General features: G+C 60.1%; 19 protein-coding genes. 18 read left to right on the top strand and 1 reads right to left on the bottom strand.

The genetic code is table 11. From position 1 onward, the window contains the following. Positions 1–171: 171 nt before the first annotated feature. The 18 genes from ACP3TY_RS12545 to ACP3TY_RS12630 all read left to right on the top strand — a co-directional run bounded on the left by ACP3TY_RS12545 (position 172) and on the right by ACP3TY_RS12630 (position 23,438). Positions 172–2,163, top strand: a complete 1,992-nt coding sequence (locus tag ACP3TY_RS12545; RefSeq protein ID WP_426620154.1) for a methyl-accepting chemotaxis protein — start codon at positions 172–174, stop codon at positions 2,161–2,163. Positions 2,164–2,377: 214 nt separating this feature from the next. After that, positions 2,378–2,824, top strand: coding sequence for a DUF411 domain-containing protein (locus ACP3TY_RS12550; RefSeq protein WP_212550730.1), 447 nt, complete (start codon positions 2,378–2,380; stop codon positions 2,822–2,824). Next, positions 2,824–3,258, top strand: a complete 435-nt coding sequence (locus ACP3TY_RS12555; RefSeq protein WP_282358015.1) for a YqaA family protein — start codon at positions 2,824–2,826, stop codon at positions 3,256–3,258. The genes ACP3TY_RS12550 and ACP3TY_RS12555 overlap by 1 nt, the downstream gene beginning before the upstream one ends. An 88-nt stretch (positions 3,259–3,346) precedes the next feature. Then, positions 3,347–4,393, top strand: a complete 1,047-nt coding sequence (locus ACP3TY_RS12560) for an alpha/beta fold hydrolase (RefSeq protein WP_401238261.1) — start codon at positions 3,347–3,349, stop codon at positions 4,391–4,393. Between the two features lie 13 nt (positions 4,394–4,406). Continuing rightward, positions 4,407–5,360, top strand: a complete 954-nt coding sequence (locus ACP3TY_RS12565; RefSeq protein ID WP_426620156.1) for a D-2-hydroxyacid dehydrogenase family protein — start codon at positions 4,407–4,409, stop codon at positions 5,358–5,360. Positions 5,361–5,993: 633 nt separating this feature from the next. Then, complete coding sequence (glgA, locus tag ACP3TY_RS12570; protein ID WP_212550726.1) at positions 5,994–7,580, top strand: glycogen synthase GlgA; 1,587 nt, start codon at positions 5,994–5,996, stop codon at positions 7,578–7,580. 32 nt (positions 7,581–7,612) lie between these two features. Beyond that, the gene (treZ, locus tag ACP3TY_RS12575) at positions 7,613–9,415 is read left to right on the top strand and encodes a malto-oligosyltrehalose trehalohydrolase (protein ID WP_053120568.1); all 1,803 of its coding nucleotides are present in this window, start codon (positions 7,613–7,615) and stop codon (positions 9,413–9,415) included. Then, positions 9,412–11,490 carry a 4-alpha-glucanotransferase gene (malQ, locus tag ACP3TY_RS12580; RefSeq protein WP_400748432.1) on the top strand — a complete coding sequence of 693 codons (2,079 nt, stop codon included), beginning with the start codon at positions 9,412–9,414 and terminating at the stop codon, positions 11,488–11,490. Before treZ ends, malQ begins: the two co-directional genes overlap by 4 nt. Beyond that, on the top strand, positions 11,487–14,255 hold the full coding sequence (locus ACP3TY_RS12585; protein WP_426620157.1) for a malto-oligosyltrehalose synthase: 2,769 nt from the start codon (positions 11,487–11,489) through the stop codon (positions 14,253–14,255). The genes malQ and ACP3TY_RS12585 overlap by 4 nt, the downstream gene beginning before the upstream one ends. Before the next feature lie 27 nt (positions 14,256–14,282). Then, the gene (locus ACP3TY_RS12590) at positions 14,283–14,597 is read left to right on the top strand and encodes a DUF2934 domain-containing protein (RefSeq protein WP_159812410.1); all 315 of its coding nucleotides are present in this window, start codon (positions 14,283–14,285) and stop codon (positions 14,595–14,597) included. Positions 14,598–14,921: 324 nt separating this feature from the next. After that, complete coding sequence (glgX, locus tag ACP3TY_RS12595; RefSeq protein WP_159812411.1) at positions 14,922–17,081, top strand: glycogen debranching protein GlgX; 2,160 nt, start codon at positions 14,922–14,924, stop codon at positions 17,079–17,081. A 1-nt stretch (position 17,082) separates the two neighbouring features. Further along, positions 17,083–18,081 (top strand): acyl-CoA dehydrogenase, encoded by a 999-nt coding sequence (locus ACP3TY_RS12600; RefSeq protein WP_426620159.1) that lies wholly within the window; start codon positions 17,083–17,085, stop codon positions 18,079–18,081. After that, on the top strand, positions 18,078–18,836 hold the full coding sequence (locus ACP3TY_RS12605; RefSeq protein ID WP_426620160.1) for a PIG-L deacetylase family protein: 759 nt from the start codon (positions 18,078–18,080) through the stop codon (positions 18,834–18,836). The genes ACP3TY_RS12600 and ACP3TY_RS12605 overlap by 4 nt, the downstream gene beginning before the upstream one ends. Next, the gene (locus ACP3TY_RS12610; RefSeq protein WP_426620161.1) at positions 18,833–19,432 is read left to right on the top strand and encodes an SAM-dependent methyltransferase; all 600 of its coding nucleotides are present in this window, start codon (positions 18,833–18,835) and stop codon (positions 19,430–19,432) included. Before ACP3TY_RS12605 ends, ACP3TY_RS12610 begins: the two co-directional genes overlap by 4 nt. Beyond that, positions 19,429–20,088: a glycosyltransferase gene (locus ACP3TY_RS12615; RefSeq protein ID WP_426620162.1), complete on the top strand. Its 660-nt coding sequence runs from the start codon at positions 19,429–19,431 to the stop codon at positions 20,086–20,088. Before ACP3TY_RS12610 ends, ACP3TY_RS12615 begins: the two co-directional genes overlap by 4 nt. 181 nt (positions 20,089–20,269) lie before the next feature. After that, a complete protein-coding gene (locus tag ACP3TY_RS12620) occupies positions 20,270–21,028 on the top strand; it encodes a PIG-L deacetylase family protein (protein ID WP_053120587.1) in 759 nt (252 codons plus the stop codon). Positions 21,029–21,262: 234 nt separating this feature from the next. Beyond that, positions 21,263–22,045, top strand: a complete 783-nt coding sequence (locus ACP3TY_RS12625) for an endonuclease/exonuclease/phosphatase family protein (RefSeq protein WP_053120620.1) — start codon at positions 21,263–21,265, stop codon at positions 22,043–22,045. 322 nt (positions 22,046–22,367) lie between these two features. After that, positions 22,368–23,438, top strand: a complete 1,071-nt coding sequence (locus ACP3TY_RS12630; RefSeq protein WP_426620163.1) for an autotransporter outer membrane beta-barrel domain-containing protein — start codon at positions 22,368–22,370, stop codon at positions 23,436–23,438. Positions 23,439–23,921: 483 nt separating this feature from the next. Here the strand turns inward: ACP3TY_RS12630 and glgB are convergent, their stop codons facing one another. Continuing rightward, a complete protein-coding gene (gene glgB, locus ACP3TY_RS12635; protein WP_053120591.1) occupies positions 23,922–26,150 on the bottom strand; it encodes a 1,4-alpha-glucan branching protein GlgB in 2,229 nt (742 codons plus the stop codon). Between the last annotated feature and the right edge of the window lies 1 nt (position 26,151).

A 26,151-nucleotide genomic window follows, 5' to 3' on the forward strand; every position in this document is an offset into this window, starting at 1 on the left:
CAGGCTGGTTAGTTTGAATGTATCAATGCCGATACGTGCCTTTTATCGACAATTCGAAATCCAGTACGAAAGTACCTAAAGCTTCCCTTTGCCGCGACGATACGTAGGGATACCCGCACTGTTTCGAATCCCCGCGCCATAACGACAATCGCAGCTCAAGGACCGGTTTCCATGCCCGCATTCCGCACCATTCAGGCTCGCTACACGCTGTTTCTGGTTCTGTTCATCCTGCTGTTGTCAGTGCTGACCGTGGTCGGTATCAGCCAACTGGTTGCGCCCAAACTGCGGCACACCGAAGAGCAAGTCGTGCTCAATCGCATTGCCGAAGTTGCTGAACAGATTCAGGGCGAATTGAACAAGGTTCAGGCACAGCAACGCAGCATCACTCAAACCATCCCACTACTCGACAGCGCGGCAATCGACACCGTGTTGCCGGGGCTGGTTGACCAGTACGGCGAATTGAAAGTCTTCGGCGGCGGTATCTGGCCGCTGCCCGGCCAACGTGAAGCCGGACGCAACAAGTTCAGCACTTTCTGGCACCGCGACGCCTCGGGAAAACTGGCGGTAAACACCTTCTGGAACAGCGACGCCGCGCCCAATTACTACGACCAGAGCTGGTACAAGGGCGGCATGCAAACCCCGCGCGGCCAGTGCGCCTGGGCCGCTGCCTATAAAGACGACGCCAGTGCCGAACCGCGCACCAATTGCGCCATGGCCATCCAGAAAAACGGCGTAGCGTGGGGCGTGTCGACCATCGACGTGACCCTCGGCTTTTTCAATGATCTGGTGGCGCGCAAGGAAAAAGACCTCAACGCCGAAATGCTCATCGTCGAGGCAGACGGCAAGATCATCAGCAACAGCTCGCGAATCAGCGGCCCGATCGTGCTGAAGAACATCAGCGAGCTGGCGGGCAACCTGCCGTTCGCCAAGCAGGTCAACGCTGGTCTGCAAAACCGCGAGCAATCGCAACGCATCGAGTTCGACAACAACGGTCAGGACAGCACCTTCTTTATGCGTCCGATCGAAGGCACGCCGTGGTTCCTCGCCACCGCCCTGCCGACCAAAATGCTTACCGCCCAGCGTGATGACGTGCTCAGCACCTTGAGCCTGTTGCAGATTCCGTTGGTGATTCTGTTGGTGCTGCTGCAGGTCTACGCGATTCGGCAGTTGATCTCGCGCATGAAAGCGTTGAAGGCCAACATTGATTTGCTTTCCAGCGGCGATGCCGACCTGACCAAGCGCATCACCATTCGCGCCGAAGATGAACTCGGCGCGATCGGCCATTCGATCAACACGTTTATCGCGTATCTGCAAAACATGATCGGCGAAGTGACCCACGCCACCGGTGCCATGGCCTCGAGCCTCGACAACCTGCAACGCACCTCGGCGCACACCAGTCAGATTCTGTTGCGCCATGCCTCGGAAACCGATCAGACGGTTACCGCGATCACCGAAATGAGCTCGACCGCAGAAAGCGTCGCGCAAAATGCCGCTGAAACCGCCGCGTTCACCCAAAAAGCCAACGAAAACGCCGACCGCTCGCGGGTGGTGGTCGGTGAAGCGACCAACAGCGTTGTAGCGCTGATCGACGAAGTAGCCAGCGCTACCCACAAAGTTGAAAACATGCAGCAGGACGCTCAACGCATCACCGAGATTCTTGGGGTGATTGGCGCGATTGCCGGCCAGACCAACCTGTTGGCGCTTAACGCTGCGATCGAGGCCGCTCGCGCCGGGGAACAGGGTCGTGGTTTTGCCGTGGTGGCTGACGAAGTCCGCGCCCTCGCCGCTCGCACTCAGGCCAGCACCTCGGAAATCAACGAAATGTTGACCCGCCTTACACAAGGCGTGAGCTCGTCGGTGGCGGCGATGGAAAACACCCAGGCCAGTTGCCAGTCGGCGGCCGACGCCACGGCGCGGGTCAACACCGGTCTGGATGAGATGGCCGGTTCGGTCAGCCACATCAACAGCCTCAGCACGCAAATCGCCACCGCCGCCGAACAGCAAAGCGCCGTAACCGAAGAGATCAACCGCAGCATGGTGCAAATCCGCCATATGGTTGAGGAACTGGTACACAGCGGCCAGGCCAGCGAGTTGAATACCCAGCAATTGCTGGAGGCTAACAGCCGGGTGAGTGCGATCATGGGGCGCTTTAAAGTCAGCTGAACCACCAAAGTGACACCCCTGTAGGAGCTGCCGCAGGCTGCGATCTTGTGATTTGGCTTTTAAGGGGCATCAAAAGATCGCAGCCTTCGGCAGCACCTACAGGAAGCGAGGCGTTCCGGTCTTGTAGCAACTGGAAACACTCCGTTGAAGCCAGGCAGGAAAAACCGGTCAAAATACGTTCTTTTTTGACCGCCACTCGACTCGAGAACCTGTCATGCGAACCTCTCTGCGTCTGCTCACCCTGAGCGCTCTGTTCATTTCCTCTCTGGCTCAAGCCGCCGATCTGATCCCGATCGAGGTTCACCGCGACGCCAATTGCGGCTGCTGCAAGAAGTGGATCAGCCACCTCGAAGCCAACGGCTTTAAAGTTGAAGACCATGTCGAGAGCGACATGAGCAGCTTCAAACAACAACACGGCGTGCCACCGCGTCTGGCGTCGTGCCACACCGCGATCATCAATGGCAAATTCGTCGAAGGCCATGTGCCGGCCGATCAAGTGCTGGCCCTGAGCAAGCGCGATGATCTGCTCGGTGTAGCCGCGCCTGGCATGCCGATGGGCTCGCCGGGCATGGAAATGGATGGCATGAGCGATGCTTATCAAGTGATCGGTTTGAAGAAGAACGGCGCTGACGTCGTGGTGGCGGACTACCCGGCGCATTGATGGGTGCAGCATACGTCGGGCTGTTCTTTGCCGCGTTCGGTGCGGCAACGTTATTGCCGTTACAGTCCGAGGCGTTACTGGTCGGGTTGATCGTCAGCGAGCGCTACTGGCTGTGGGGGTTGTTGGCGGTAGCGACGCTGGGCAATGTGCTCGGCTCGCTGGTCAATTGGTGGCTGGGGCGCGGGATCGAGCGCTTTCAGGAGCGCCGCTGGTTTCCGGTCAGCGCCAAACACATGGCCACTGCGCGCAAGCACTATGAGCGTTACGGCCATTGGTCGTTGCTGCTCAGTTGGTTACCGATTATCGGTGACCCACTGACCCTGATCGCCGGCGTCATGCGCGAACCCCTCGGGCGTTTTCTGCTGATCGTCACACTCGCCAAAGGTGCGCGCTATGGCGTGCTGGCCCTGCTGACCCTCGGCTGGCTCGGTTGAACCATCAGCCGCCGACATTGCCTGTGTGTTTAACGTCGCCGTAATGCGGCCATTCCAGCATCGGCCGATTTCCATGGAGTTTGTCCCTATGTCCAACTCGTTAAACCGCTGGTTGCCCGGCCTGTTTCTCAGCGCCGCCCTGCCCTTGTTTGCGCATGCCGCCACTGAAACCGCGCCCGCCGAAGGCCCGGCGTATGGCCCGGAACTGCAGGGCTTCGAATACCCTTACACGCTTAAACACTTCGCCTTCCAGTCCCAGGGCAAATCCCTGCAAATGGGTTACATGGACGTCGCCGCTCACGGCAAGGCCAATGGCCGCACCGTGGTGTTGATGCACGGCAAGAATTTTTGCGGCGCGACCTGGGACAGTTCGATCAAAGCCCTGAGCGAGGCCGGTTACCGGGTGATCGCGCCGGATCAGATTGGTTTCTGCTCCTCCAGCAAACCCGACAACTATCAGTACAGCTTCCAGCAACTGGCGACCAACACCCAGCAACTGCTGAAAGCGCTGGGCATCCAGAAAGCCACGCTGCTCGGCCACTCCACCGGCGGCATGCTGGCCACGCGTTATGCGCTGCTGTTCCCGGAGCAGGTCGATCAACTGGCGCTGGTCAACCCGATCGGTCTGGAAGACTGGAAAGCCCTTGGCGTGCCCTACCGCAGCGTCGATCAGTGGTATGAGCGCGAACTGAAAGTCACTGCCCAAGGCATTCGCGATTACGAACGCACGACTTATTACGATGGCCGCTGGAAGCCTGAATTCGATCGCTGGGTCGACATGCTCGCCGGCCTGAGCAAAGGCCCGGGCAAGACCCAAGTCGCGTGGAATTCGGCGCTGATCTACGACATGATTTTCACCCAGCCGGTGTACTACGAGTTCAAGAACCTGAAAATGCCGACGCTGTTGTTGATCGGTACCTCCGACACCACGGCCATCGGCAAAGACATTGCGCCACCCGAAGTGAAGGCGAAGATCGGTCACTACGACGTGCTCGGCAAACAAGTGGCGAAACTGATCCCGCAGTCGACGCTGGTGGAATTCCCCGGCATGGGCCACGCACCACAAATGGAAGAACCCGAGCAGTTCCACAAAGCGCTGCTGGGCTGGCTGAGCAAAACCAATCCCGTTCATTGATGAGGTAAGGCTGATGGCGGTGCAGATTGCGGTAATCGATGACTGGCAAGACGTGGCCCGCGACGTGGTTGACTGGTCTGTGCTGGACGGCATCGGCGCAGTCACGTTTGAACATGATTACCCGGCGGAGAACGCCACTTTGGCGCAACGTCTGGGCCGCTATCAGGTGATTTGCGTGATGCGCGAGCGCACGCGTTTCGATGAGGATTTGCTCAAGCGTCTGCCCAATCTGAAGCTGCTGGTCACCGGCGGCATGCGCAATGCGGCGCTGGACATGCCAGCGGCAGCCAAACTCGGGATCAAGGTGTGTGGCACCGACAGTTACAAACACGCAGCACCGGAACTGACTTGGGCGCTGATTATGGCCGCCACACGCAATCTGGTGAACGAAGCCAATTCGCTGCGCGCCGGGCAGTGGCAGCAGGGTTTGGGTGGCGATCTGCATGGCAAGACGCTGGGCATTCTCGGCCTCGGCAGCATTGGCCAGCGTGTCGCCCAGTTTGGTCAGGTGTTTGGCATGCGCGTGATTGCCTGGAGCGAGAATCTCACGGCTGAGCGGGCGGAACAGGTCGGCGTGACGTACGTCAGCAAGCAAGCGCTGTTCGAGCAGGCGGATGTGTTGTCGGTGCATCTGGTGCTCAGCGAGCGCAGTCGCGGCTTGGTCGATGCGCAGGCGCTGGGCTGGATGAAACCGACGGCGCTGCTGGTGAACACCGCGCGCGGGCCGATTGTTGATGAAGCGGCGCTGATCAAGGCGTTGCAGAAACAGCAGATCGCCGGGGCGGCGCTGGATGTGTACGAACAGGAGCCGTTGCCGGACATGCACCCGTTTCGCACGTTGGACAATGTGCTGGCGACGCCGCATGTCGGGTACGTGAGTCGGCAGAATTATGAGCAGTTCTTTTCGCAGATGATCGAGGATATTCAGCGCTGGGCTGCGGGCAATCCCATCCGCCCGCTGAATTAACCTCCCCAGGTAGGAGCTGCCGAAGGCTGCGATCTTTCGATCTTGATCTCAAACGACAACATCAAAAGATCGCAGCCTTCGGCAGCTCCTACACTTGGTTTATGTGCAGCCCATCAACAAACTGCCCGCACCACAACAGTGCAACCCCATCCTTCTCCAGCACAAAATTGTGACTGTTCAGTCACCGTTTTAGCCCCGCGCCTCAAAAAAACCTGCACTTCGTCGGTGCGTTTACCCCTGAAAACTCCGGTTACCGATTAAAGCAAACCGATTGTCGAACAATTTACCCATTTGCCCTCGCCCGCTCTAGGATCTGGCCTAGACTGGTTTTCGGGGCACGAAACCGGTTGGTCACATTCCGGAAAAAAAGTCGAAACTTTTGCACGACGCGGCGGGTCATCACAAAGGTAGGGCCGAAGCGGCTGGTGCAATCCTTGCAATAGCCCAAACACCCATTCTGCTTGCGCGTGTTGGGTAGCGTTTGCTCACCGATGCGTGGCGCGTTTGCGCTTGCCGTACGTAGGAGCTGCCGAAGGCTGCGATCTTTTGATCCTTTAAAAGCCAATGATCGCAGCCTTCGGCGGCTCCTACAGAGAGAACACAAGAATCAGATCAACAACACGGGAGATTCATATGATCAGTGCGGCATTGGATATTCAGGGAGAGCGTGCTCACCAATCGATGGGTGAATCGAGCACCATCAGCGTTCCCGGCAGCCGACAGATCAACGTCCCCGGCACCAAAACGCTGACGCCAGTAGCAAGTCAGAATCCCAACAAGAAGAAAGTGTTGTTCGTGACCTCGGAAATCGCCGACCTGGTGAAAACCGGCGGTCTGGGTGACGTGTCTGCCGCCCTGCCCCGTGCCATGGCCCATTTGCACGATGTGCGCGTGTTGATCCCCGGTTACCCGCAAGTCATGCACAGCGAGAACCCGATCCACATCATCGGCGAACTCGGCGGTCATGCTGCGCTGCCTCCATGCAAGATCGGGCGCATGGACATGCCTGACGGTCTGGTGATCTACGTGTTGATCTGCCCGGAACTGTACGAGCGCGAAGGCTCGCCGTATGGCGCCAACAACGGTCGCGACTGGCCGGACAACCATATCCGCTTCGCCCGCCTCGGTCTGGCCGCTGCCGACATCGCCGCCAACCTCGCACAAATCCACTGGTGCCCGGATCTGGTGCACGCCCACGACTGGCCGGCTGGTCTGGCCCCTGCTTATATGCACTGGCGCGGGCAGCGCACGCCGACCCTGTTCACCATTCACAACCTCGCGTATCAAGGCGTGACCAGCCTCGGCTCCTGCCCGGAACTGGGCATTCCCAACCATGCCCTGCAACAGGAAGGCATGGAGTTTTACGGCAAGATGTCGTTTCTCAAGGCTGGCATGGCCTACTCGAGCCACATCACCACGGTCAGTGCCACCTACGCGCAGGAAATCACCACCCCGGATTTCGGCTGCGGCCTCGACGGTTTTCTTGCCGCCAAGACCCAGCAAGGTTTGCTCAGCGGTATCCCTAACGGTATCGATGAGAGCTGGGACGCCGCCACGGATCCGCACCTGTTCGCGCCGTTCGCCATTGGTGACTGGGAAGGCAAAGCCGTCAACGCCGCCCACGTCCGCGAACTGTTTGAACTGAATGACTCCGAAGGCCCGCTGTTCGCAGTGGTGTCACGGCTGGTGTATCAGAAAGGTCTGGATCTGACTGAAGCGGTATCCGAGTACATCGTGCAGAACGGCGGCCAGATCGCAATCATCGGTCGTGGCGAGCCGGAAGAAGAGCAAGCCATGCGCGAACTGGCCCTGCGCTTCCCGGGCCAGATCGGTGTGCGCATTGGCTTCAACGAAACCGACGCCCGTCGCATGTTCGCCGGCAGCGATTTTCTGTTGATGCCTTCGCGTTATGAACCCTGCGGTCTGAGCCAGATGTACGCCCAGCGCTTCGGCTCATTGCCGGTCGCGCGCAACACCGGCGGGCTGGCCGACACCATTGAAAATGGCATTACCGGTTTCCTCTTCGACGAATCCACTGTTGAAAGCTATCAAGAAGCCTTGAGCCGTGCGTTCAAAGTCTTCGCCTATCCTGATTTGCTCAATGCCATGCGTTGCCGGGCAATGGCGGCACCGTTCAACTGGTGCAAAGCGGTTGAACCGTACGCCGAACTCTACGAACAACTGGTGGCCAAGGCCTTGGGTAAAGCAATCCACAAGTAACCGATCCACAAGGAACAAGGAGGTTGTAAACGATGCCGTTCCGGTCTATTGAAACCTGGCCCCACGGCGCGATCATGCTGGATGCCGAGCACACGCAATTTGCGCTGTGGGCGCCGGATGCGTTTTACGTCAGTGTCGAACTCGAAGACGGTCAGTCCCTGCCAATGCTGCCTCAGGCAGACGGCTGGTTTGTGATCAAGGCACGCTGTGCGGCGGGTACCCGCTACCGCTACAACATCGACGGCGAACTGGAGGTGCCCGACCCGGCCTCCCGCGCGCAGGACGGTGGCCTCGACCGCCACAGCGTGGTGGTCGATCCGCTGGCCTATCAATGGCGACACAGTGCCTGGCACGGTCGCCCGTGGAGTGAAGCAGTGATCTACGAGTTGCACGTCGGTGCGCTCGGTGGTTTCGCTGAAGTCGAACAACATCTGGCGCGCCTCGCAGGTTTGGGCATTACCGCCATCGAACTGATGCCGCTGGCGCAATTCCCCGGCGAGCGCAATTGGGGTTACGACGGGGTTCTGCCCTACGCCCCGCAAGCCTCCTACGGCACCCCGGAACAACTCAAGCATTTGATTGACAGCGCCCACGGTCACGGGCTGGCGGTGATTCTCGACGTGGTCTATAACCACTTCGGCCCCGACGGCAACTACCTGCACCGCTACGCCAAAGGCTTTTTCCGTGAGGACAAACACACGCCATGGGGGGCGGCGATCGATTTCCGCCGCAGCGAAGTGCGCGAGTTCTTTATCGAAAACGCCCTGATGTGGTTGCTCGAATACCGCTTCGACGGTTTACGCCTCGATGCAGTGCATGCCATCGAAGACCCGGATTTCCTCACGGAAATGGCCCAACGCATCCGCGCGCAGATCGACCCTACCCGCCATGTCTGGCTGACCGTTGAAAACGAACTCAACCAATCCAGCCTGCTCGAATACGACTACGACGCGCAGTGGAATGACGACGGCCACAACGCCCTGCATGTTTTGCTCACCGGTGAAACCGACGCCTATTACGCCGACTACGCCGCGCAACCCACCGAGCAATTGGTGCGGTGCCTGAGTCAGGGTTTTGTCTTCCAGGGCCACATCACCCGCCATGGCGAGCCGCGCGGCGAACCCAGCGAACACCTGCCGTCCACCGCGTTCGTGCTGTTCCTGCAAAACCACGATCAGATCGGTAACCGCGCATTCGGCGAACGCCTGCATCATCTGGCCGACCCGCGCGCCGTGCAGGCTGCGACCGTGCTGTTGCTGCTGTCCCCGATGATTCCGCTGATGTTCATGGGCGATGAATTTGCCGCCGAACAGCCCTTCCAGTTTTTCACCAGCCACCATGGCGAACTGGCCGAACTGGTGCGCGAAGGCCGACGCAATGAATTCGCCGCGTTCAGCGCCTTCGCCGATCCGCACAAACGCGAGCAAATCCCCGACCCAAATGCCGAAAAAACCTTCCACGATTCGCAGCCAAGGCTGATCGGCAATGGCAGCGTCAAACAGCAGGAAACCCTCGCGCTGTACCAAAAGCTGCTGCAATTTCGCCATCAATACATCATTCCGCATCTGTCCGGCACCCAGGCACTCGGCGCGCACATGCTCGGTCACGCGGCGGTCAGTGCACGCTGGCGATTGGGCAATGGCAGTGAGCTGCGAATTGACCTGAACCTCAGCGACACGCCAGTGGTCAACCCACCACAGACCGAGGCCGTGTGGTTGTTTCAACAGCCACCCACCGTCGATCTATCGGAATCGGGCCAACTGCCCGCGTATTGCGCGCTTGTCAGCCTCACGGCCGCAACCCCTTTGCAACCTCTGGATGGAGAGCGCCTATGAGCGATGCGCAACTGGAAATTCTTGCCAGCCGAGCCGGCCTTGCCGTCGACTGGATCGACGCCAACGGCCGCCCGCAAAAAGTCGCCCCGGCGGTGCTGCGTAATGTCCTGATCGGCCTCGGCCACCCGGCCAGCACCGCGCAGGAAATCGACGCCAGCCTGCTCGAATTGCAAGCCGTGCAACAAGACCGTCATTTGCCGCCGCTGCTGACCAGCGATGTCGGCGTCGGCGTCGATCTGGCGCGTTACTTCGCGCCGGAGACCCCGTGCGAAATCGTTCTTGAAGACGGCTCGCGACTGAACCTGAAACTTGACTCCGAGGCAGTGCTGCCCGGTCTGGTGCCGGTCGGTTATCAGCAGGTGCACATCGCCGATCAATTTTTCACCCTCGCCGTCGCGCCGGAACGCTGCTTCAGCGTCGGTGATGCGGTGGACAATCCGATCCCCCGCGCCTGGGGCCTGAGCGTGCAGCTATATTCGCTGCGGCGCTCCGGCGATGGCGGTTTCGGTGATACTCAAGCGCTGGAAGAACTGGCGCGAGTCGCTGGCGAACGCGGTGCCGAAGCCTTGGCGATCAGCCCGTTGCACGCGATGTTCAGCGCCGACACCGGCCGCTACAGCCCTTATTCGCCGTCCAGTCGCTTGTTCCTCAATCCTCTGTACGCCGCGCCCGGTGCGATTCTCGGCGAACGCGCCCTGCGTGATGCCATCGACGCCACCGGCCTGGCCGAGCAGTTTGCGCAACTGGAAGACTTGAAACTGGTCGACTGGCCCGCCGCCGCAGATGCCAAGCAGAAACTGCTGCAAGCGTTGTACGAAGGCTTCGTTGCTGGCGATCACCCGTTGCACCCGGACTTCGCCAGTTTTCGTCACGCCGGTGGCGAAGCGCTGGAAAACCATTGCCGCTTCGAAGCGATTCAGGAAATGCGCGCCGCCCGTGGCGAGAACCTCGACTGGCGGCAATGGCCGGAACACTGGCACGACCCACGCGGCGCCGCGCTTGAAGCGTTCGCCGAAGAATATGCCGATCGCATCGGCTACTTCGCCTTCTGCCAATGGCTGATCCATCGCTGCCTCGAGCGTGCGCAAACCGCCGCTCGCAGCGCCGGCATGGGCATCGGCCTGATCGCTGATCTGGCAGTGGGTGCCGATGGCGCCGGCAGTCAGGCCTGGAGTTTTCAGGATGAGTTGCTCGCCTCGCTGACCGTCGGTGCGCCGCCGGACATTCTCAATCGCTCCGGGCAAGGCTGGGGGATTTCCGCGTTTTCGCCGGAAGGTCTGATTCGCAACGGCTTCCGCGCCTTTATCGACATGCTCCGCGCCAACTTCGCCCATGCCGGCGGTTTGCGCATCGACCACGTCATGGGCCTGCAACGTTTATGGGTGATCCCTAACGGCTCGGCACCGGCGGATGGCGCTTACCTGTATTACCCGGTGGATGACTTGCTGCGTTTGCTGACGCTGGAGTCCCATCGTCATCAAGCCATCGTTCTTGGCGAAGACCTCGGCACCGTGCCCGACGGTCTGCGCGAAAAACTCATCGCCCGCTCGATGCTCGGCATGCGCGTGCTGCTGTTCGAACAGGACAATACGCATTTCAAACCGATTCTCGACTGGCCGGATAACGCGCTGGCGACCACCAGCACCCACGATCTGCCCACCCTGAATGGCTGGTGGCATGGCCGTGATATCGACTGGAATGCACGCCTTGGATTTGTCGATGCCAACGGCGAAATCGAATGGCGCCAGCATCGTCAACGTGAACGCGAAGGCTTGCGCAGCGCACTGAGCCAGGATCCGCAGAACTTCCGCGAAGAATCCCACGAGGCCGATCAAGTCGTTGATGCCGCCGTACGCTTCCTCGGCCACACCCGTGCGCCGCTGGTATTGCTGCCGCTAGAAGATGCGCTGGGCATCAACGAACAGGCGAACCTGCCCGGCACCATCGATACCCACCCTAACTGGTCGCGTCGCTTGCCCGGCCCCAGCGAAGCGTTGCTCGACGGCGTCGATGCTGCACGACGTCTGGAGCTGCTGGCTTGCGCGCGTCTTCAGGCTGCCGAGCGTGACCAATGAACCAAACGCTTATCCAGCCACTGCGCGCGACGTTGCGCCTGCAATTCCATAAAGGTTTTACCCTCGAACAAGCGGTGCCACTGGTGCCGTACTTCGCTCAACTGGGCATCAGCCACATTTACGCCTCGCCGTTGCTCGCCGCCCGCGCCGGTTCGATGCATGGCTATGACGTGGTCGACCCGACGCAAGTCAACCCGGAACTCGGTGGCGAGCCGGCCCTGCGGCGTCTGGTCAGCACCCTGCGCGAACACAACATGGGGCTGATCCTCGACATCGTTTCCAACCACATGGCCGTCGGCGGTAACGACAACCCGTGGTGGCTGGACTTGCTGGAATGGGGACGACTGAGCCCGTATGGCGAGTTTTTCGATATTCAATGGCATTCGCCCGATCCGCTGATGGAAGGCCAGTTGTTGCTGCCGTTCCTCGGCAGTGACTACGGCGTGGCCTTGCAGGACGGCACGTTGAAGCTGCATTTCAACGCGCAGACTGGCAGCTTTTTCGTCGAGCATTACGACCATCACTTCCCGATCTGCCCGAATGATTACGGCGAGATTCTCAAGCACGAAGAAACGCTGAAGCCCCTCGCTGACCGTTTCAGTGCGCTGAGTTACCAGACCGACGCGCATTCGCTGGCGGTTCCACTCAAGGAAGAATTGCGGCAACTGGCGAGCGATACGCAGGTGCTGCAAGCGATTGAAAACAACCTCAAGCATTACGACTCGACCACCGAGGAAGGTTTCCACGCGCTGCATCAATTGCTCGAGCGGCAGAGCTATCGCCTGGCCAGTTGGCGCACCGCCGCGGATGACATCAATTGGCGGCGCTTCTTCGACATCAATGAACTCGGTGGTTTGCGCGTCGAGCGTCCGGCGGTGTTTGAAGCGACTCACGGCAAAATCTTCCAGTTGGTCGCTGAAGGTCTGGTCGACGGCTTGCGTATCGACCACATCGACGGCCTCGCCGATCCGCGGGGTTACTGCCGTAAATTGCGTCGGCGTCTTGACCTGATCGCGCTGGATCGACACCTGCCGATCTACGTCGAGAAGATCCTCGGCGCCGGCGAAACCCTGCACCGCGACTGGGCAGTGGACGGCACCACCGGCTACGAATTCATGAATCAACTGTCGCTGCTGCAACACGATCCGGACGGCGAACATGTGCTCGGTGAGCTCTGGCAACGCCGCACGGAACGCCCCGCCGCGTTTATTGAAGAGGCGCAATTGGCGCGTCAGCAGATCCTCAACGGTTCACTGGCCAGCGATTGCGAAAGCGTTGCGCAGGCCTTGCTGCAAGTCGCCCGCGACGACCTGATGACCCGCGACCTGACCCTCGGCGCCATCCGCCGCGTATTGCAGGCGCTGATCATACATTTCCCGGTGTACCGCACTTACATCAGCGCGACGGGCCGCTCGGCGCAGGACGATGTGTTTTTCCAGCAAGCCATGGACGGTGCGCGGCCAACGCTCAGCGAAGCCGACTGGCCGGTGCTCGATTGCGTGGCGGCATGGCTTGGTGGCACACCGTGGCGGCGCAAACCGCTTGGCCGTTCGCGGAAAATCCTCAAGCACGCCTGCGTACGCTTTCAACAACTGACATCGCCGGCAGCGGCGAAAGCCGTGGAAGACACCGCGCTGTATCGCTCGGCAGTGCTGCTGTCGCGCAATGACGTCGGCTACAACACCGAACAATTCAGCGCGCCGGTCAGTGATTTCCACGAGGTCAATCAGCGGCGTCTCGCCGAATTCCCCGACAACCTGCTCGCCACCGCGACCCACGATCACAAACGTGGCGAAGACACCCGCGCACGTCTGGCAGTGCTCAGCGAACGCAGTCACTGGTACGCCGAGCAAATCGAATTGTGGCGCGCCCTCGCCCGCCCGGTTCGTGTTGACGATCAAGTGCCGTCGGCCGGTGATGAGTTGATCCTCTATCAAGCCTTGCTCGGTAGCTGGCCGCTGGATTTGCGCGACGACGATCACGCTGGGTTCGCCGACTACGCCAAGCGCATCTGGCAGTGGCAACAGAAAGCCCTGCGCGAAGCCAAGTTGCAAAGCAGTTGGAGCGCGCCGAACGAAGCCTATGAAAATGCGACCCAGGCCTTCACCGAAAAACTCCTGACCGGTGAAGACGGCGAGTTGCTGCGTGCGGCGCTGGCCAAGACGGTCAGCAGTATCGCTGCTGCCGGCGCGCTCAATGGTTTGGCGCAAACCTTGCTGCGCATGAGCGTGCCGGGGGTGCCGGACCTGTATCAAGGCAACGAGTTCTGGGACTTCAGCCTGGTCGATCCGGACAATCGCCGGCCGGTGGATTACGCCGCTCGCGAGCAGGCCCTGCAGGAGCAACTGCCACCTGCGGAACTGCTGACGCACTGGCGTGACGGGCGCATCAAGCAAGCCTTGATTGCGCAGGTGCTGAACTTGCGCGCCGAGCATGCCGGGCTGTTTCGGCATGGCTCGTACCAGTCCCTGGAGGTGCTGGGCGAGCAGGCGCACAACGTGCTCGCGTTTGCCCGCGAACACGAGGGGAAACACGCCATCGTGATCGTGCCGATCCGTTGCGCGACGCTGCTGGAAAACAGTGCTGTACCTCAGGTCGATGCGCTTCGCTGGGGCGATACCCGGGTGGTTTTACCGTTCGACGCCTCTGACACAAACCTGAAGGGACTTTTTCAAAGCAGCGCAGTCACAAAAAACAGGGAGCTGAAAATCAGCGACGCGCTGGGGGATGTCCCGGTCAATCTCTTTATCCAACACTTAACGTAAGCATGAGTTCAGTTCAGGAGCATTGCGATGAGTACCGACGATAAACGCATTCGCGAATTCGCCTATCAAATCTGGGAATCGGAAGGGAAACCTGAAGGTCATGAGGAGCGCCACTGGGAGATGGCGCGCAAACTGGCTGAAGCTGAAGCCTTGGCACCGAAGAAAGCCCCGAAAGCGGCGGGCAGCAAATCCGCTGGCAAGGACGCTGAAGTGAAAGCACCTGCTGCCAAACCGAAGGCAGCGGCCAAGGCCAAGCCAAGCAGCGCCGCCAAGGTGATTCCACCCGGCGAAAAACCCGCCGAGAAAAAGCCACGAGCGCCGCGCAAGCCTTCGGCGATCTAACGCTTTACCGACGATTGAATTGAACTGAATGACCGTGTGGCGGGCTTGCTCGCCACCGAGGACGCGTTCGTCCTCAAGAAATACACAAAATCCCTTGTTTAAACCGGCTTCTGTGGTGAATGGATTTTTGTGGCGAGGGGATTTATCCCCGTTGGGTTGCGAAGCAGCCCCAAATGCTGCACTTGCGGAGTGTCAGACATACCGCGTGCAATGGTTTTGCGACTGCTGCGCAGCCGAACGGGGATAAATCCCCTCGCCACAAAATCTCGCTCCTACCGGGAACCGGTTTCAACTGAACTGTCCCCGTTTTTTGCAGGAGCAATCATGACCCGTCCAAAAAAAGCCGAGCCCGCCGCGCACGCTGAGCCTTCGAGAATTCGTGAAGGCCTGCCCTTCCCGCTCGGTGCGACCTGGGATGGTCTGGGGGTGAACTTTGCGCTGTTCTCCGCCAACGCCACCAAGGTCGAACTGTGCATTTTCGACGATGCCGGCGAAGTCGAACTCGAACGCATCGAACTGCCGGAATACACCGACGAGATTTACCACGGCTACTTGCCCGATGCGCACCCGGGGCTGATCTACGGCTACCGCGTTTACGGCCCGTACGATCCAGCCAACGGCCACCGCTTCAACCACAACAAACTGCTCATCGACCCGTACGCCAAGCAACTGGTCGGCGAACTGAAATGGTCGGAAGCGCTGTTCGGCTACACCATTGGCCACCCAGACGCCGACCTCAGTTTTGACGAACGCGATAGCGCGCCGTTCGTGCCCAAGTGCAAAGTCATCGACCCGGCACACACCTGGGGTAACGACCAGCGTGTCAGTGTGCCGTGGGACAAAACCATCATTTACGAAACCCACGTGCGCGGCATCAGCATGCGTCACCCCTCGGTGCCGGAAAACGTGCGAGGCACCTTCGCCGGTCTGATGAATGACGATGTGCTCAAGCACATTCGCAGCGTCGGTGTTTCGTCGGTCGAGCTGCTGCCGATTCACGCCTTCGTCAACGACCAGCACCTGCTGCAAAAAGGCATGACCAACTACTGGGGCTACAACAGCATCGCGTTTTTCGCCCCGGATCCGCGTTATCTCGCCAGCGGCAAGATCGCCGAATTCAAGGAGATGGTTGCGCACCTGCACGAGGCCAATCTCGAAGTGATTCTCGACGTGGTCTACAACCACACCGCTGAAGGCAACGAACAGGGCCCGACCCTGTCGATGCGCGGGATCGACAACGCCTCGTACTACCGCTTGATGCCCGATGACAAACGCTACTACATCAACGATTCCGGCACCGGCAACACACTGGATTTGAGCCATCCGTGCGTTTTGCAAATGGTCACCGATTCGCTGCGTTACTGGGCCACGGAAATGCACGTCGACGGTTTCCGCTTCGACCTGGCGACGATTCTTGGCCGTTATCACGATGGTTTCGACGAACGTCACAGCTTCCTCGTGGCCTGCCGTCAGGATCCGGTGCTGCGTCAGGTGAAAATGATCGCCGAGCCGTGGGACTGCGGCCCCGGTGGCTATCAGGTCGGCAACTTCCCGCCGGGCTGGGTCGAGTGGAACGACAAGTTCCGCGACACCGTGCGGGCCTTCTGGAAAGGTGATGACGGCCAGGTTGCCGATTTCGCCAGTCGCATGACCGCGTCCGGCGAGATGTTCAACCAGCGCGGACGTCGGCCGTATTCGTCGGTGAACTTCATTACCGCGCACGACGGCTTCACCCTCAACGATCTGGTCTCGTACAACGACAAGCACAACGAAGCCAACGACGAGAACAATCAGGACGGCAGCAACAACAACCTGTCGTGGAACCACGGCGTTGAAGGTCCGACCGACGACCCGGAAATCAATGAACTGCGCCATCGGCAGATGCGCAATTTCTTCGCCACGCTGCTGCTGTCGCAAGGCACGCCGATGATCGTCGCCGGCGACGAATTCGCCCGCACGCAAGATGGCAACAACAACGCGTATTGCCAGGACAGCGAGATTGGTTGGGTCAACTGGGATCTGAGCGAAGACGGCAAAGGCTTGCTGAAATTCGTCAAACGCCTGATCAAGCTGCGCCTGGCTTATCCGATTCTGCGTCGCGGACGTTTCCTGGTCGGCGAGTACAACGAGGACATCGGCGTCAAAGACGTCACCTGGCTGGCACCGGACGCCACCGAGATGACCACCGAGCACTGGCACGATGCACACAATCGTTGCCTCGGCATGCTGCTTGATGGCCGCGCACAGGAAACCGGGATCCGCCGCAAAGGCGCGGATGCGACCTTGTTGTTGGTGGTCAACGCGCACCATGACATCGTCAACTTCACCTTGCCGGAAGTGCCGGACGGCGGTTTCTGGACGTGCATGATCGACACCAATCAGCCTTCGATTCGTGGCCAGGAGCGCTTCGATTTCGGCCATGAATATTCAGTGACCGGCCGTTCGTTGCTGCTGTTTGAACTGCAACACGAAGAAGAAGATTGATATGGATCTGCACTGTTATCTCGCCCGCAAACCGCCGGATTATGCCGACACCCACGCCCTCGGCCAGTGCCTGCGAGCGATGGTTGAGGCCGGGCTTGACCGCTTGCCGTTACCCGGCAGCGGTCTGACGCTGGAGCGCTTTCAGCATTTAGCCGCTGTCGGCGGGCATGATCTGGGTTTATGCAAGCTCTATGAGGGGCACACCGATGCACTGGCGATCATCGAACAACTCGGTGGTACGCCGACGCCCGGCAGCACGTGGGGCATGTGGGCAGCGGAACCGCCGCAAGCCCGGGTGAAAGTCAGTCCGGCCGGGCATATGGTCGCGTTGAATGGACGCAAGGCCTGGTGTTCCGGCGCGGCGGTACTCAGTCATGCGCTACTGACGGCGTGGGACGCCGATGATCAACAGCAATTGGTCGCGGTGGCGCTCGATCAACCGGGCGTGACGGTCACTGATGAAGGCTGGCGCGCCGTGGGCATGGGCGCGACTGGCAGCGTCGAAGTGTTGTTCGATGGCGCTGAAGGTCAGGCCATCGGCAATCCCGGCGACTACTTGCAACGGCCGGGTTTCTGGCAGGGCGGCATTGGTATTGCCGCCTGTTGGTACGGCGCGGCGCAGCAGATTGCCGAGCAGTTGCGCAAGCAGTGTGGTCAGCGTGAAGAACCACATGCCCTCGCCCATCTCGGCGCCGTTGACAGTGCCTTGCAAGCGGCGGCGGATGTTTTGCGCTTCAGCGCTTTGCATATTGATGCAAACCCTGAAGATAACGCCGAACTGCTCGCCCGTCGCGCCCGCGCGGTGGTCGAGCAGTCTGCCGAACAGGTGATCCGTGAAGTCGGCCGGGCAATGGGCGCCGGGCCTTATTGCAAGGATCGCCACTTCGCCCGACTGATCGCTGACCTGCCGGTGTTTCTGCGGCAAAGCCATGCCGAGCGCGACCTCGCCGCCCTCGGCCAACTGATTGCCCAACAACCCGATGAGGTCTGGTCGCTATGAGAGCCAATCCAATCGTCGGCCAAGGAACGACCCTGCATCAATGGCAAGGCTCGCGGCATTTGGCGGAGCTGCAAAGCATCGACGTGCTGAGCCTGGTACCACCCGGATCGCGCGCGGTGATTATTGCACCGCACCCGGACGATGAAGTGCTGGGTTGCGGCGGTTTGCTGCAACTGCTCGCCGCTGCCGGGCGCCCGTTGCAACTGATTTCGGTCACCGACGGCAGCGCCAGTCATCCCGGTTCCGAACGCTGGCCGGTTGAACGCTTGAGCGTGATTCGGCCGCAAGAATCCGCTGAAGCGCTGCGCCGCCTCGGCCTGCCAATGCATCGGTTGAAATGGTTGCGCGGTGGGTTCACCGATACTCAAGTGGCTGCTCAGGAACAGCAATTGCGCGCGTTCATCGAAAGCCATCTGCGCCCCAACGACGTTGTGTTTACCACGTGGCGCGAAGACGGCCATTGCGATCACGAAGCCGTCGGCCGTGCCAGTGCCGAAGCCGCGCGTCAGGTCGGCGCAACCTGCCATGAGCTGCCGGTGTGGACGTGGCACTGGGCAACCCCCGAAGACGCCTTCGTGCCGTGGCAACGTGCGCGCAAGATTCTCCTGACGCCGGCGCACGTCGCGCGCAAACGCCACGCGGTGCACGCTTTTGCCAGTCAATTGGAAGGCGACGCACAAGCCGGGCTCGCACCGGTGTTGGCGCCATACGTGATCGATCGCCTGCTGCAGCCTTTTGAAGTGGTGTTTTTATGAGTGTCGATGATCGCTATTTCGACGGCCTGTTCGCCGGCAGCGACGACCCTTGGGCGTTTCGCGAGCGCTGGTACGAGCAGCGCAAACGCGCGATCACCCTCGCCGCCCTGCCGCGTCCGCACTACCGGGCGATCTTTGAACCGGGCTGCGCCAACGGTGAATTGAGCGCTGAACTGGCGAGTCGCTGCGACCGACTGTTGTGCTGTGACACGGCGGATGCAGCAGTGCGTTTGGCGACAACCCGATTGAGTCTGTTCGACCACGCTGAAGTTCGTCAAAGTCGCCTGCCGGGGGACTGGCCGGAGGAAAAATTCGACCTGATTGTATTTAGCGAAATCGGCTACTACCTCGACCGCGATGATCTGACAGCCGTTGCCCAACGCATGGGCCAGTCCTTGGCTGCAGACGGGCAAGTGCTCGCCTGTCACTGGCGCCCGCCGATTGACGACTGCCCGTTGAATGCGCGGCAGGTGCACGATTTGCTCCACGAACATTTGCACCTGCCACGCCTGGTTTTACATCAGGAAGCGGACTTCATTCTGGAAGTGTGGAGCCGCGAACCGCGCTCGGTGGCAACGCTGGAGGGCTTGCGATGATTGGCATCCTGATTCCGGCGCACAACGAGGAAGACTTGCTCGACGAGTGCCTGAGCGCCGCCTTACGCGCCAGCAAACACGGACTGCTCGCCGGCGAACGGGTCGACGTATTGGTGGTACTCGACAGTTGCACCGACCGCTCGGAACAGATTGTCAGCAAATATCCAGTTTTGAGCTTGAATATAAAAGCGCGCAATGTAGGTCAGGCGCGAGCGACCGGTGCGCGGATGTTGCTGGAGCGAGGGGCGCGGTGGATATCCTGCTCCGATGCCGACAGTCGGGTGGCTGACGACTGGCTGGTGGCGCAACTTGGATTAGGCGCCGATGCTGTGTGCGGCACGGTGACGGTTGAGCGCTGGCACGAGTCGCTCGACGAGGCGGCGCAGATTCGTTATCACAGCCACTATCGGGCGGGTGAGGGCCATCGGCATATCCATGGCGCCAACCTCGGCATCAGTGCTGACGCATACCGTTTGGCCGGTGGTTTCGAACCGCTGGCCTGTGATGAAGATGTACAACTGGTGCGGCAACTGGAGCTGACCGGCGCCAATATTGCGTGGAGTCATCGGCCATTGGTGCACACCAGCGCGCGGCTCGACAGCCGAGCACACGGCGGGTTTGGTGACTATTTGCGGGATTTGGTACAGATAGGCTAAAAAAAAGCGTATCAGTTTGCGAGGTTTCGAGACGAATCGTTGTTCATGAGCAATACTCTGTTGCGCGGCAATCCAGGGTTCGGAGCGTCGTGTAGCAATCAACCAGCCTTCAAGCGTCGGACACGTTGAGCAACGTTGCCAGGCGCACGACTGAGGGCGAAACCAACAAGGACGTCGCAACATGAAACCGTTATCCCTCAGTGAAAGCAGTTCGACCGCACAGATCTGGAACAGCGCCCCGCAACTCGACAATATTCCCGTAATCAATACCAGAAGCCTGGTGCCCGCTGGTGCGCGCGCTGTGATCATCGCCCCGCATCCGGGGGATGAAGTGGTGATGTGCGGCGGCCTGCTGCAATTGTTTTCCGGCCTGGGTCATCCATTGCAATTGCTCTCGATTACCGACGGCAGCGCCAGTCACCCTGGCTCGCGACAGTGGTCGGAAAAGCGCTTGAGCGTGTTTCGTCCGCAAGAAAGCGTTGAAGCCCTGCGCCGCCTCGGCCTGCCGATGCACAGCCTGAAGTGGGTGCGCGGCGGATTTACCCACAACGCCCTGCTCGACCAGGAACGCCAACTGACGGAGTTCATCAGCCGCTACCTGCGCCCTGGCGATGTGGTGTTCAGCACCTGGCGCGGCGATGGCATTGACGATCATGAAGCGGTTGGCCGCGCCGCCGCTGAAGCGGCAGAACAGGCCGGGGCGACCTTTCACGATGTGCCGGTCTGGGCCTGGCACTGGCCCGAGCGCGAACAGAAACTGATTCCCTGGGAGCGCGCGCGCAAGTTAAGGCTCGACACCTGGACAGTCGCGCGAAAAAGCCACGCCACCCACGCCTATGCCAGCCAACTCAAGGGCGAACCGGCAATCGGCATCGCGCCAATGCTGCCGCCAGTGATCCTTGAGCGGATGCGCCTGCCGTATGAAATCGTGTTTGTCTAATGCGCACGCGGTATGCCTGCCACGACGATGCTGAACGGGCCGACGCCTTCGCGAGCAAGCTTTGCTCCTACATTTTGATCTCCACCCGACACAAATCCTGCACGCCCTGTAGGAGCAAAGCTTGCTCGCGAAAGCGGTATGCCAGGCAACGCAGATATTGATGGGTGTTCAAAGGAACTGCCGCCCCCACGCATCAGTCGCATGAATAGGCAGTCAGGATTCAGAGGAGTGAACGTGTCCAGCGATCTCAAGCGTCATGTGGTCGACGCGCCAGTCATTCATCGCTTGCGCGTGCTGACGGTGAATACGCACAAGGGTTTTACCGCGCTGAATCGGCGTTTCATTCTGCCGGAGTTGCGTGAAGCGGTGCGCAGCACCTCGGCGGATCTGGTGTTTTTGCAGGAAGTGGTCGGCGAACACGAGCGCCATTCCAGTCGCTACAACGAATGGCCGCAGACCTCGCAGTATGAATTTCTCGCCGACAGCATGTGGAGCGACTTTGCCTACGGGCGCAACGCGGTCTATCCCGACGGCCACCACGGCAATGCGTTGCTGTCGAAATACCCGATCCGCGAATACCGCAATCTCGATGTTTCAATCACCGGCCCCGAACGCCGAGGGCTGTTGCACTGTGTGCTCGATGTCCCGGGCCATGCGGAAGTACACGCGATCTGCGTGCATTTGAGCCTGCTCGAAAGCCATCGCCAATTACAGCTGCAACTCCTCTGTCAGTTGCTCGAATCGTTGCCCGAAGATGCACCGGTGATTATCGCCGGCGATTTCAATGACTGGCAGCTCCAAGGCAACGCCGCCCTCGCCCGCCGCGATTACCTGCACGAGGCCTTCGAACGTCATCACGGGCGCCCGGCCAAGACCTATCCGGCGCGATTCCCGTTGCTGCGCCTCGACCGGATCTACCTGCGCAATGCCAGCAGCCATGACCCGCGAATCCTCGGCAACAAGCCGTGGACACATCTGTCCGATCACTTGCCGCTCGCCGTTGAAGTGCATCTGTAATCCTATGCCTGCGGGCTAAAACGTCTACGCCGCAGGTTTTGCGGCGTTCTTCCCAATAAACAACACCTTAGATATGTTCAGAAAAACAGACAGTTGCGTCGTCTGATATCTCTCATACCACTCATCGCGCAGTTTCTTGACGCAAGCCCCTCAGTCTTCTTAGCTCAACCTTACTACCCCCGGAAACACTGTCCGGGGCGAGCCTTCGGACACTCGCGAAATCGAGCGGCCACGGTTCGCCCCGCTCCATTCGGTCGCCCCTCGTTCGGGGTAGGAGAGACGCCACGTAGAGACAGCGCATGCGATAGCAAGGTAGACCTCCATGAAAACTTCATTCACCTCAGCAGAGATCAAAGTTACTTTTTGCACAGTGTCGAGTTCTATCTTGCTGTGTTCATCCATGGAGGCGCAGGCCGGCCCTGCGGCGGATGAGACGGCGGCGTGGTATCGCCAGGATGTTCCGGTGATAACCTTGCCCGCGACGGTGATCACCCCGGATCGACAACGTTTCAGTCCACGCCCGGATGTGCAGGGCGCCAAGCTGATCACCGAAGACATTTCCCCTTCTGCCTGGGATCAGCTCTACGGCAAAAGCGCCCGACAGGCGCAAATCGATGTGCAATCGGCAGGTTTCGCGATGCCCGGCAGCGGCGACCTGAAAGGCCCGGCGGTGCTGACCCTGCAAAGCGGCAGCGGCCATACGCAAACCATCGGTCTGATCGGCGGGGTCAACCAGATTCAAGGCAACGGCAATGGTTTAATCACCAGCCGCGCCCTCGCCGACCCGACTACTGACACCCTCAACCTGCAAGGCCAGAGCCTCGGCGCCTATTACAGCCTGACCGGGCCGCAAGGCTGGCACGTTGATCTGACGGCCAGCGGTGGCCGGGTCAACGGCTTTAGCCGCAACGAACAAGGCGCACGGCAGTTGACCGAGGGCAGCGCGATGACCTTTTCCGTTGAGGGTGGCTACCCGATCGGTCTCAGCGAAAACTGGGTGGTCGAACCGCAGGCACAACTGATCAACCAGCGCATCACCCTCGACACGCCGTATGCCGGCAATGGCAACGCTTCATCCAGCGACATAACGTCGTGGAGCGGCCGGGTCGGCGCACGGTTGAAAGGCAGTTACGATTTGAGCGGTCTGCCAGTCGAGCCGTATGTGCGCACCAACCTGTGGCACACGGTGTACACCGGCAACACGGTGACGCTGGATCAGGTCGACAAGATCAGCAGCAGCCGCAATTCCTCGTTTGTAGAATTGGGCTTGGGCCTGGTGGCGCGGGTGACGCCGTCGGTGAGTTTGTATGTGAGCGCGGATTACAGCAGTGATGTGGATGACAATGATCTGAACGGGATTATTGGTAGCTTGGGGGTGCGGATGCGGTGGTAATACCGAATTTTGGGGGCGCCTGAACTGGCGCCATCGCGAGCAGGCTCACTCCTATAGGGGAACGCGTTCCAAATGTAGGAGTGAGCCTGCTCGCGAAGGCCGCGACGCGGCTCCGGATCAACCCTCCGGTTTAAGGATCAACACCGCCAACGGCGGCAGGATCAGACGCGTGGGTGAGTGTTCGGGTTGAGAGTGATGGTGTTTGCGCCGACGTCTTCGCGAGCAGGCTCGCTCCTACAGGGGAACGCGTTCCAAATGTAGGAGTGAGCCTGCTCGCGAAGGCCGCGACGCGGCTCCGGATCAACCCTCCGGTTTAAGGATCAACACCGCCAACGGCGGCAGGATCAGACGCGTGGGTGAGTGTTCGGGTTGAGAGTGATGGTGTTTGCGCCGACGTCTTCGCGAGCAGGCTCGCTCCTACAGGGGAACGCGTTCCAAATGTAGGAGTGAGCCTGCTCGCGAAGGCCGCGACGCGGCTCCGGATCAACCCTCCGGTTTAAGGATCAACACCGCCAACGGCGGCAGGTTCAATTCCAGTGACATCGACTGCCCATGGCTCGGCACTTCTTCGGTAAACGCCCCGCCACCATTGCCGTAATTGGAACCCGCATACGTGTCAGCATCACTGTTGAGCAACTCCGTCCAGCGCCCGGCAAACGGCACGCCGACCCGATACGCCTGACGCGGCACCGGCGTGAAGTTCGCCACCACCAGCACCGGTTTACCGTCCTTGCTCCAGCGCAACCAGGCATAAACACTGTTGATCGCATCATCACCAATCAACCACTGGAAACCCTGCGGCGCATCGTCCTGATCGTGCAGCGCCGGCTCTTCGCGGTACAGCCGATTAAGGTCACCAACCAGTTTCTGCACGCCTTTGTGCTCGGAATACTGCAGCAGATACCAATCCAGCTGCTGATCGTGATTCCACTCGCGCCACTGACCAAACTCGCAGCCCATGAACAGCAGCTTCTTGCCCGGATGCGTCCACATGAAACTCAGATAAGCACGCAGATTCGCAAATTTCTGCCAGCGATCGCCGGGCATCTTGTCGATCAGCGAATGTTTGCCGTGCACCACTTCATCGTGGGAGATCGGCAGGATAAAACGTTCGGACCACGCGTAAACCAGACCGAAACTCAGCTCATTGTGATGATGCGCGCGGTACACCGGATCCTGCTGAATGTAATGCAGCGAATCGTGCATCCAGCCCATGTTCCATTTGTAGGCAAAGCCCAAGCCGCCCTGCTGCGTGCTCTGGCTGACGCCCGGCCACGCTGTCGATTCTTCGGCGATCACCAGCGCACCCGGTGCTTCCAGCTCAACCACGTCGTTCAAATGACGGAGGAAGTCGATGGCTTCCAGATTCTCGCGACCACCGTGACGGTTCGGCACCCATTCGCCAGCCTTGCGCGAATAGTCGCGATACAGCATCGAAGCCACCGCATCTACGCGCAGACCGTCAATGTGGAAATGCTTCAGCCAATGCAACGCCGAGGCGAGCATGTAGCCATGCACTTCAGTGCGCCCGAGGTTGTAAATCAGCGTGTCCCAATCCTGATGGAAACCTTCCAGCGGATTGCCGTATTCGTACAGCGCGGTGCCGTCGAACTGCGCCAGACCGTGGGTATCGGTAGGGAAATGCGCCGGCACCCAGTCGAGGATCACGCCGATATCCGCCTGGTGGCAGGCGTTGACGAAGTCGCCGAACTGTTCCGGCGTGCCGTAGCGCGCACTCGGGGCGAATTGCGAGAGCAACTGATAGCCCCAGGAACCACCGAACGGGTGCTCCATGATTGGCATCAATTCGATGTGGGTGAAGCCAAGTTCTTTCACGTACGGAATCAGCCGCTCAGCCAGTTCCGGCCAGGTGTACTGGCGCGCGACTTCGCCAAGATCATCCAGTTCACATTGCCACGAACCGGCGTGCAGCTCGTAAATCGACAGTGGCGCTGAATGTTTTTGCCGATCATGACGGCTGTTCATCCAGTCCTGATCCTGCCAATTGACTTGCAGCGGCGCGGCGACTTTCGACGCAGTGTCGGGCGGCAGGCTGGTAGCCAGCGCCATCGGGTCAGCCTTGAGCGGCAGAATCCCGTGCGCGCCGAGAATCTCGTATTTGTACAACTCGCCCGCTTGCAGGCGCGGGATAAACAACTCCCAGACCCCGGACGGATGGCGCAAACGCATCGGATGACGACGGCCATCCCAGACGTTGAAGTCACCGACCACCGAAACGCGTCGTGCATTCGGCGCCCACACGGCAAAGCGCACGCCGTCGACACCATCAACGCTTGTCAGTTGCGCACCGAGGCAGCTACTGAGGTCGCGGTGATTGCCCTCGGCGAATAGATACAAATCCATTTCACCGAGTAACTGGCCGAAGCTGTACGGATCTTCCGCCACTTGCTCGCCACCGGCCCAACGCGTGCGCAACTGATACGGTCGCGCCTGATCGAAATGGCCGACAAACAGCCCCGGTGTTTCGGTCTGTTCCAGCGGCCCGCGTTCTTCGCCGGAGTCCTTGTCCAGCACGACAACGCTCAATGCACCGGGTAAATACGCACGGATAAACTGCCCGCCGGCGCCATCGCCGTGGGGCCCCAGAATCGAAAACGGATCGTGATGTTCAGCACGTACCAGCGCGTCGATGTCCTTCGCCGCCGGCAACAATGCTTCTTTCTGACCCTGTTCCTTGTTCGAGAAACTCATG

Source organism: Pseudomonas rustica (assembly GCF_049959085.1).
Taxonomy (GTDB): Bacteria; Pseudomonadota; Gammaproteobacteria; order Pseudomonadales; family Pseudomonadaceae; genus Aquipseudomonas; species Aquipseudomonas rustica.

Coding starts and splice junctions, on each gene's coding strand:
- ACP3TY_RS12545 (WP_426620154.1), top strand. CDS start 172: ATGCCCGCATTCCGCACCATTCAGGCTCGCTACACGCTGTTTCTGGTT.
- ACP3TY_RS12550 (WP_212550730.1), top strand. CDS start 2,378: ATGCGAACCTCTCTGCGTCTGCTCACCCTGAGCGCTCTGTTCATTTCC.
- ACP3TY_RS12555 (WP_282358015.1), top strand. CDS start 2,824: ATGGGTGCAGCATACGTCGGGCTGTTCTTTGCCGCGTTCGGTGCGGCA.
- ACP3TY_RS12560 (WP_401238261.1), top strand. CDS start 3,347: ATGTCCAACTCGTTAAACCGCTGGTTGCCCGGCCTGTTTCTCAGCGCC.
- ACP3TY_RS12565 (WP_426620156.1), top strand. CDS start 4,407: ATGGCGGTGCAGATTGCGGTAATCGATGACTGGCAAGACGTGGCCCGC.
- glgA (WP_212550726.1), top strand. CDS start 5,994: ATGATCAGTGCGGCATTGGATATTCAGGGAGAGCGTGCTCACCAATCG.
- treZ (WP_053120568.1), top strand. CDS start 7,613: ATGCCGTTCCGGTCTATTGAAACCTGGCCCCACGGCGCGATCATGCTG.
- malQ (WP_400748432.1), top strand. CDS start 9,412: ATGAGCGATGCGCAACTGGAAATTCTTGCCAGCCGAGCCGGCCTTGCC.
- ACP3TY_RS12585 (WP_426620157.1), top strand. CDS start 11,487: ATGAACCAAACGCTTATCCAGCCACTGCGCGCGACGTTGCGCCTGCAA.
- ACP3TY_RS12590 (WP_159812410.1), top strand. CDS start 14,283: ATGAGTACCGACGATAAACGCATTCGCGAATTCGCCTATCAAATCTGG.
- glgX (WP_159812411.1), top strand. CDS start 14,922: ATGACCCGTCCAAAAAAAGCCGAGCCCGCCGCGCACGCTGAGCCTTCG.
- ACP3TY_RS12600 (WP_426620159.1), top strand. CDS start 17,083: ATGGATCTGCACTGTTATCTCGCCCGCAAACCGCCGGATTATGCCGAC.
- ACP3TY_RS12605 (WP_426620160.1), top strand. CDS start 18,078: ATGAGAGCCAATCCAATCGTCGGCCAAGGAACGACCCTGCATCAATGG.
- ACP3TY_RS12610 (WP_426620161.1), top strand. CDS start 18,833: ATGAGTGTCGATGATCGCTATTTCGACGGCCTGTTCGCCGGCAGCGAC.
- ACP3TY_RS12615 (WP_426620162.1), top strand. CDS start 19,429: ATGATTGGCATCCTGATTCCGGCGCACAACGAGGAAGACTTGCTCGAC.
- ACP3TY_RS12620 (WP_053120587.1), top strand. CDS start 20,270: ATGAAACCGTTATCCCTCAGTGAAAGCAGTTCGACCGCACAGATCTGG.
- ACP3TY_RS12630 (WP_426620163.1), top strand. CDS start 22,368: ATGAAAACTTCATTCACCTCAGCAGAGATCAAAGTTACTTTTTGCACA.
- glgB (WP_053120591.1), bottom strand. CDS start 26,150: ATGAGTTTCTCGAACAAGGAACAGGGTCAGAAAGAAGCATTGTTGCCG.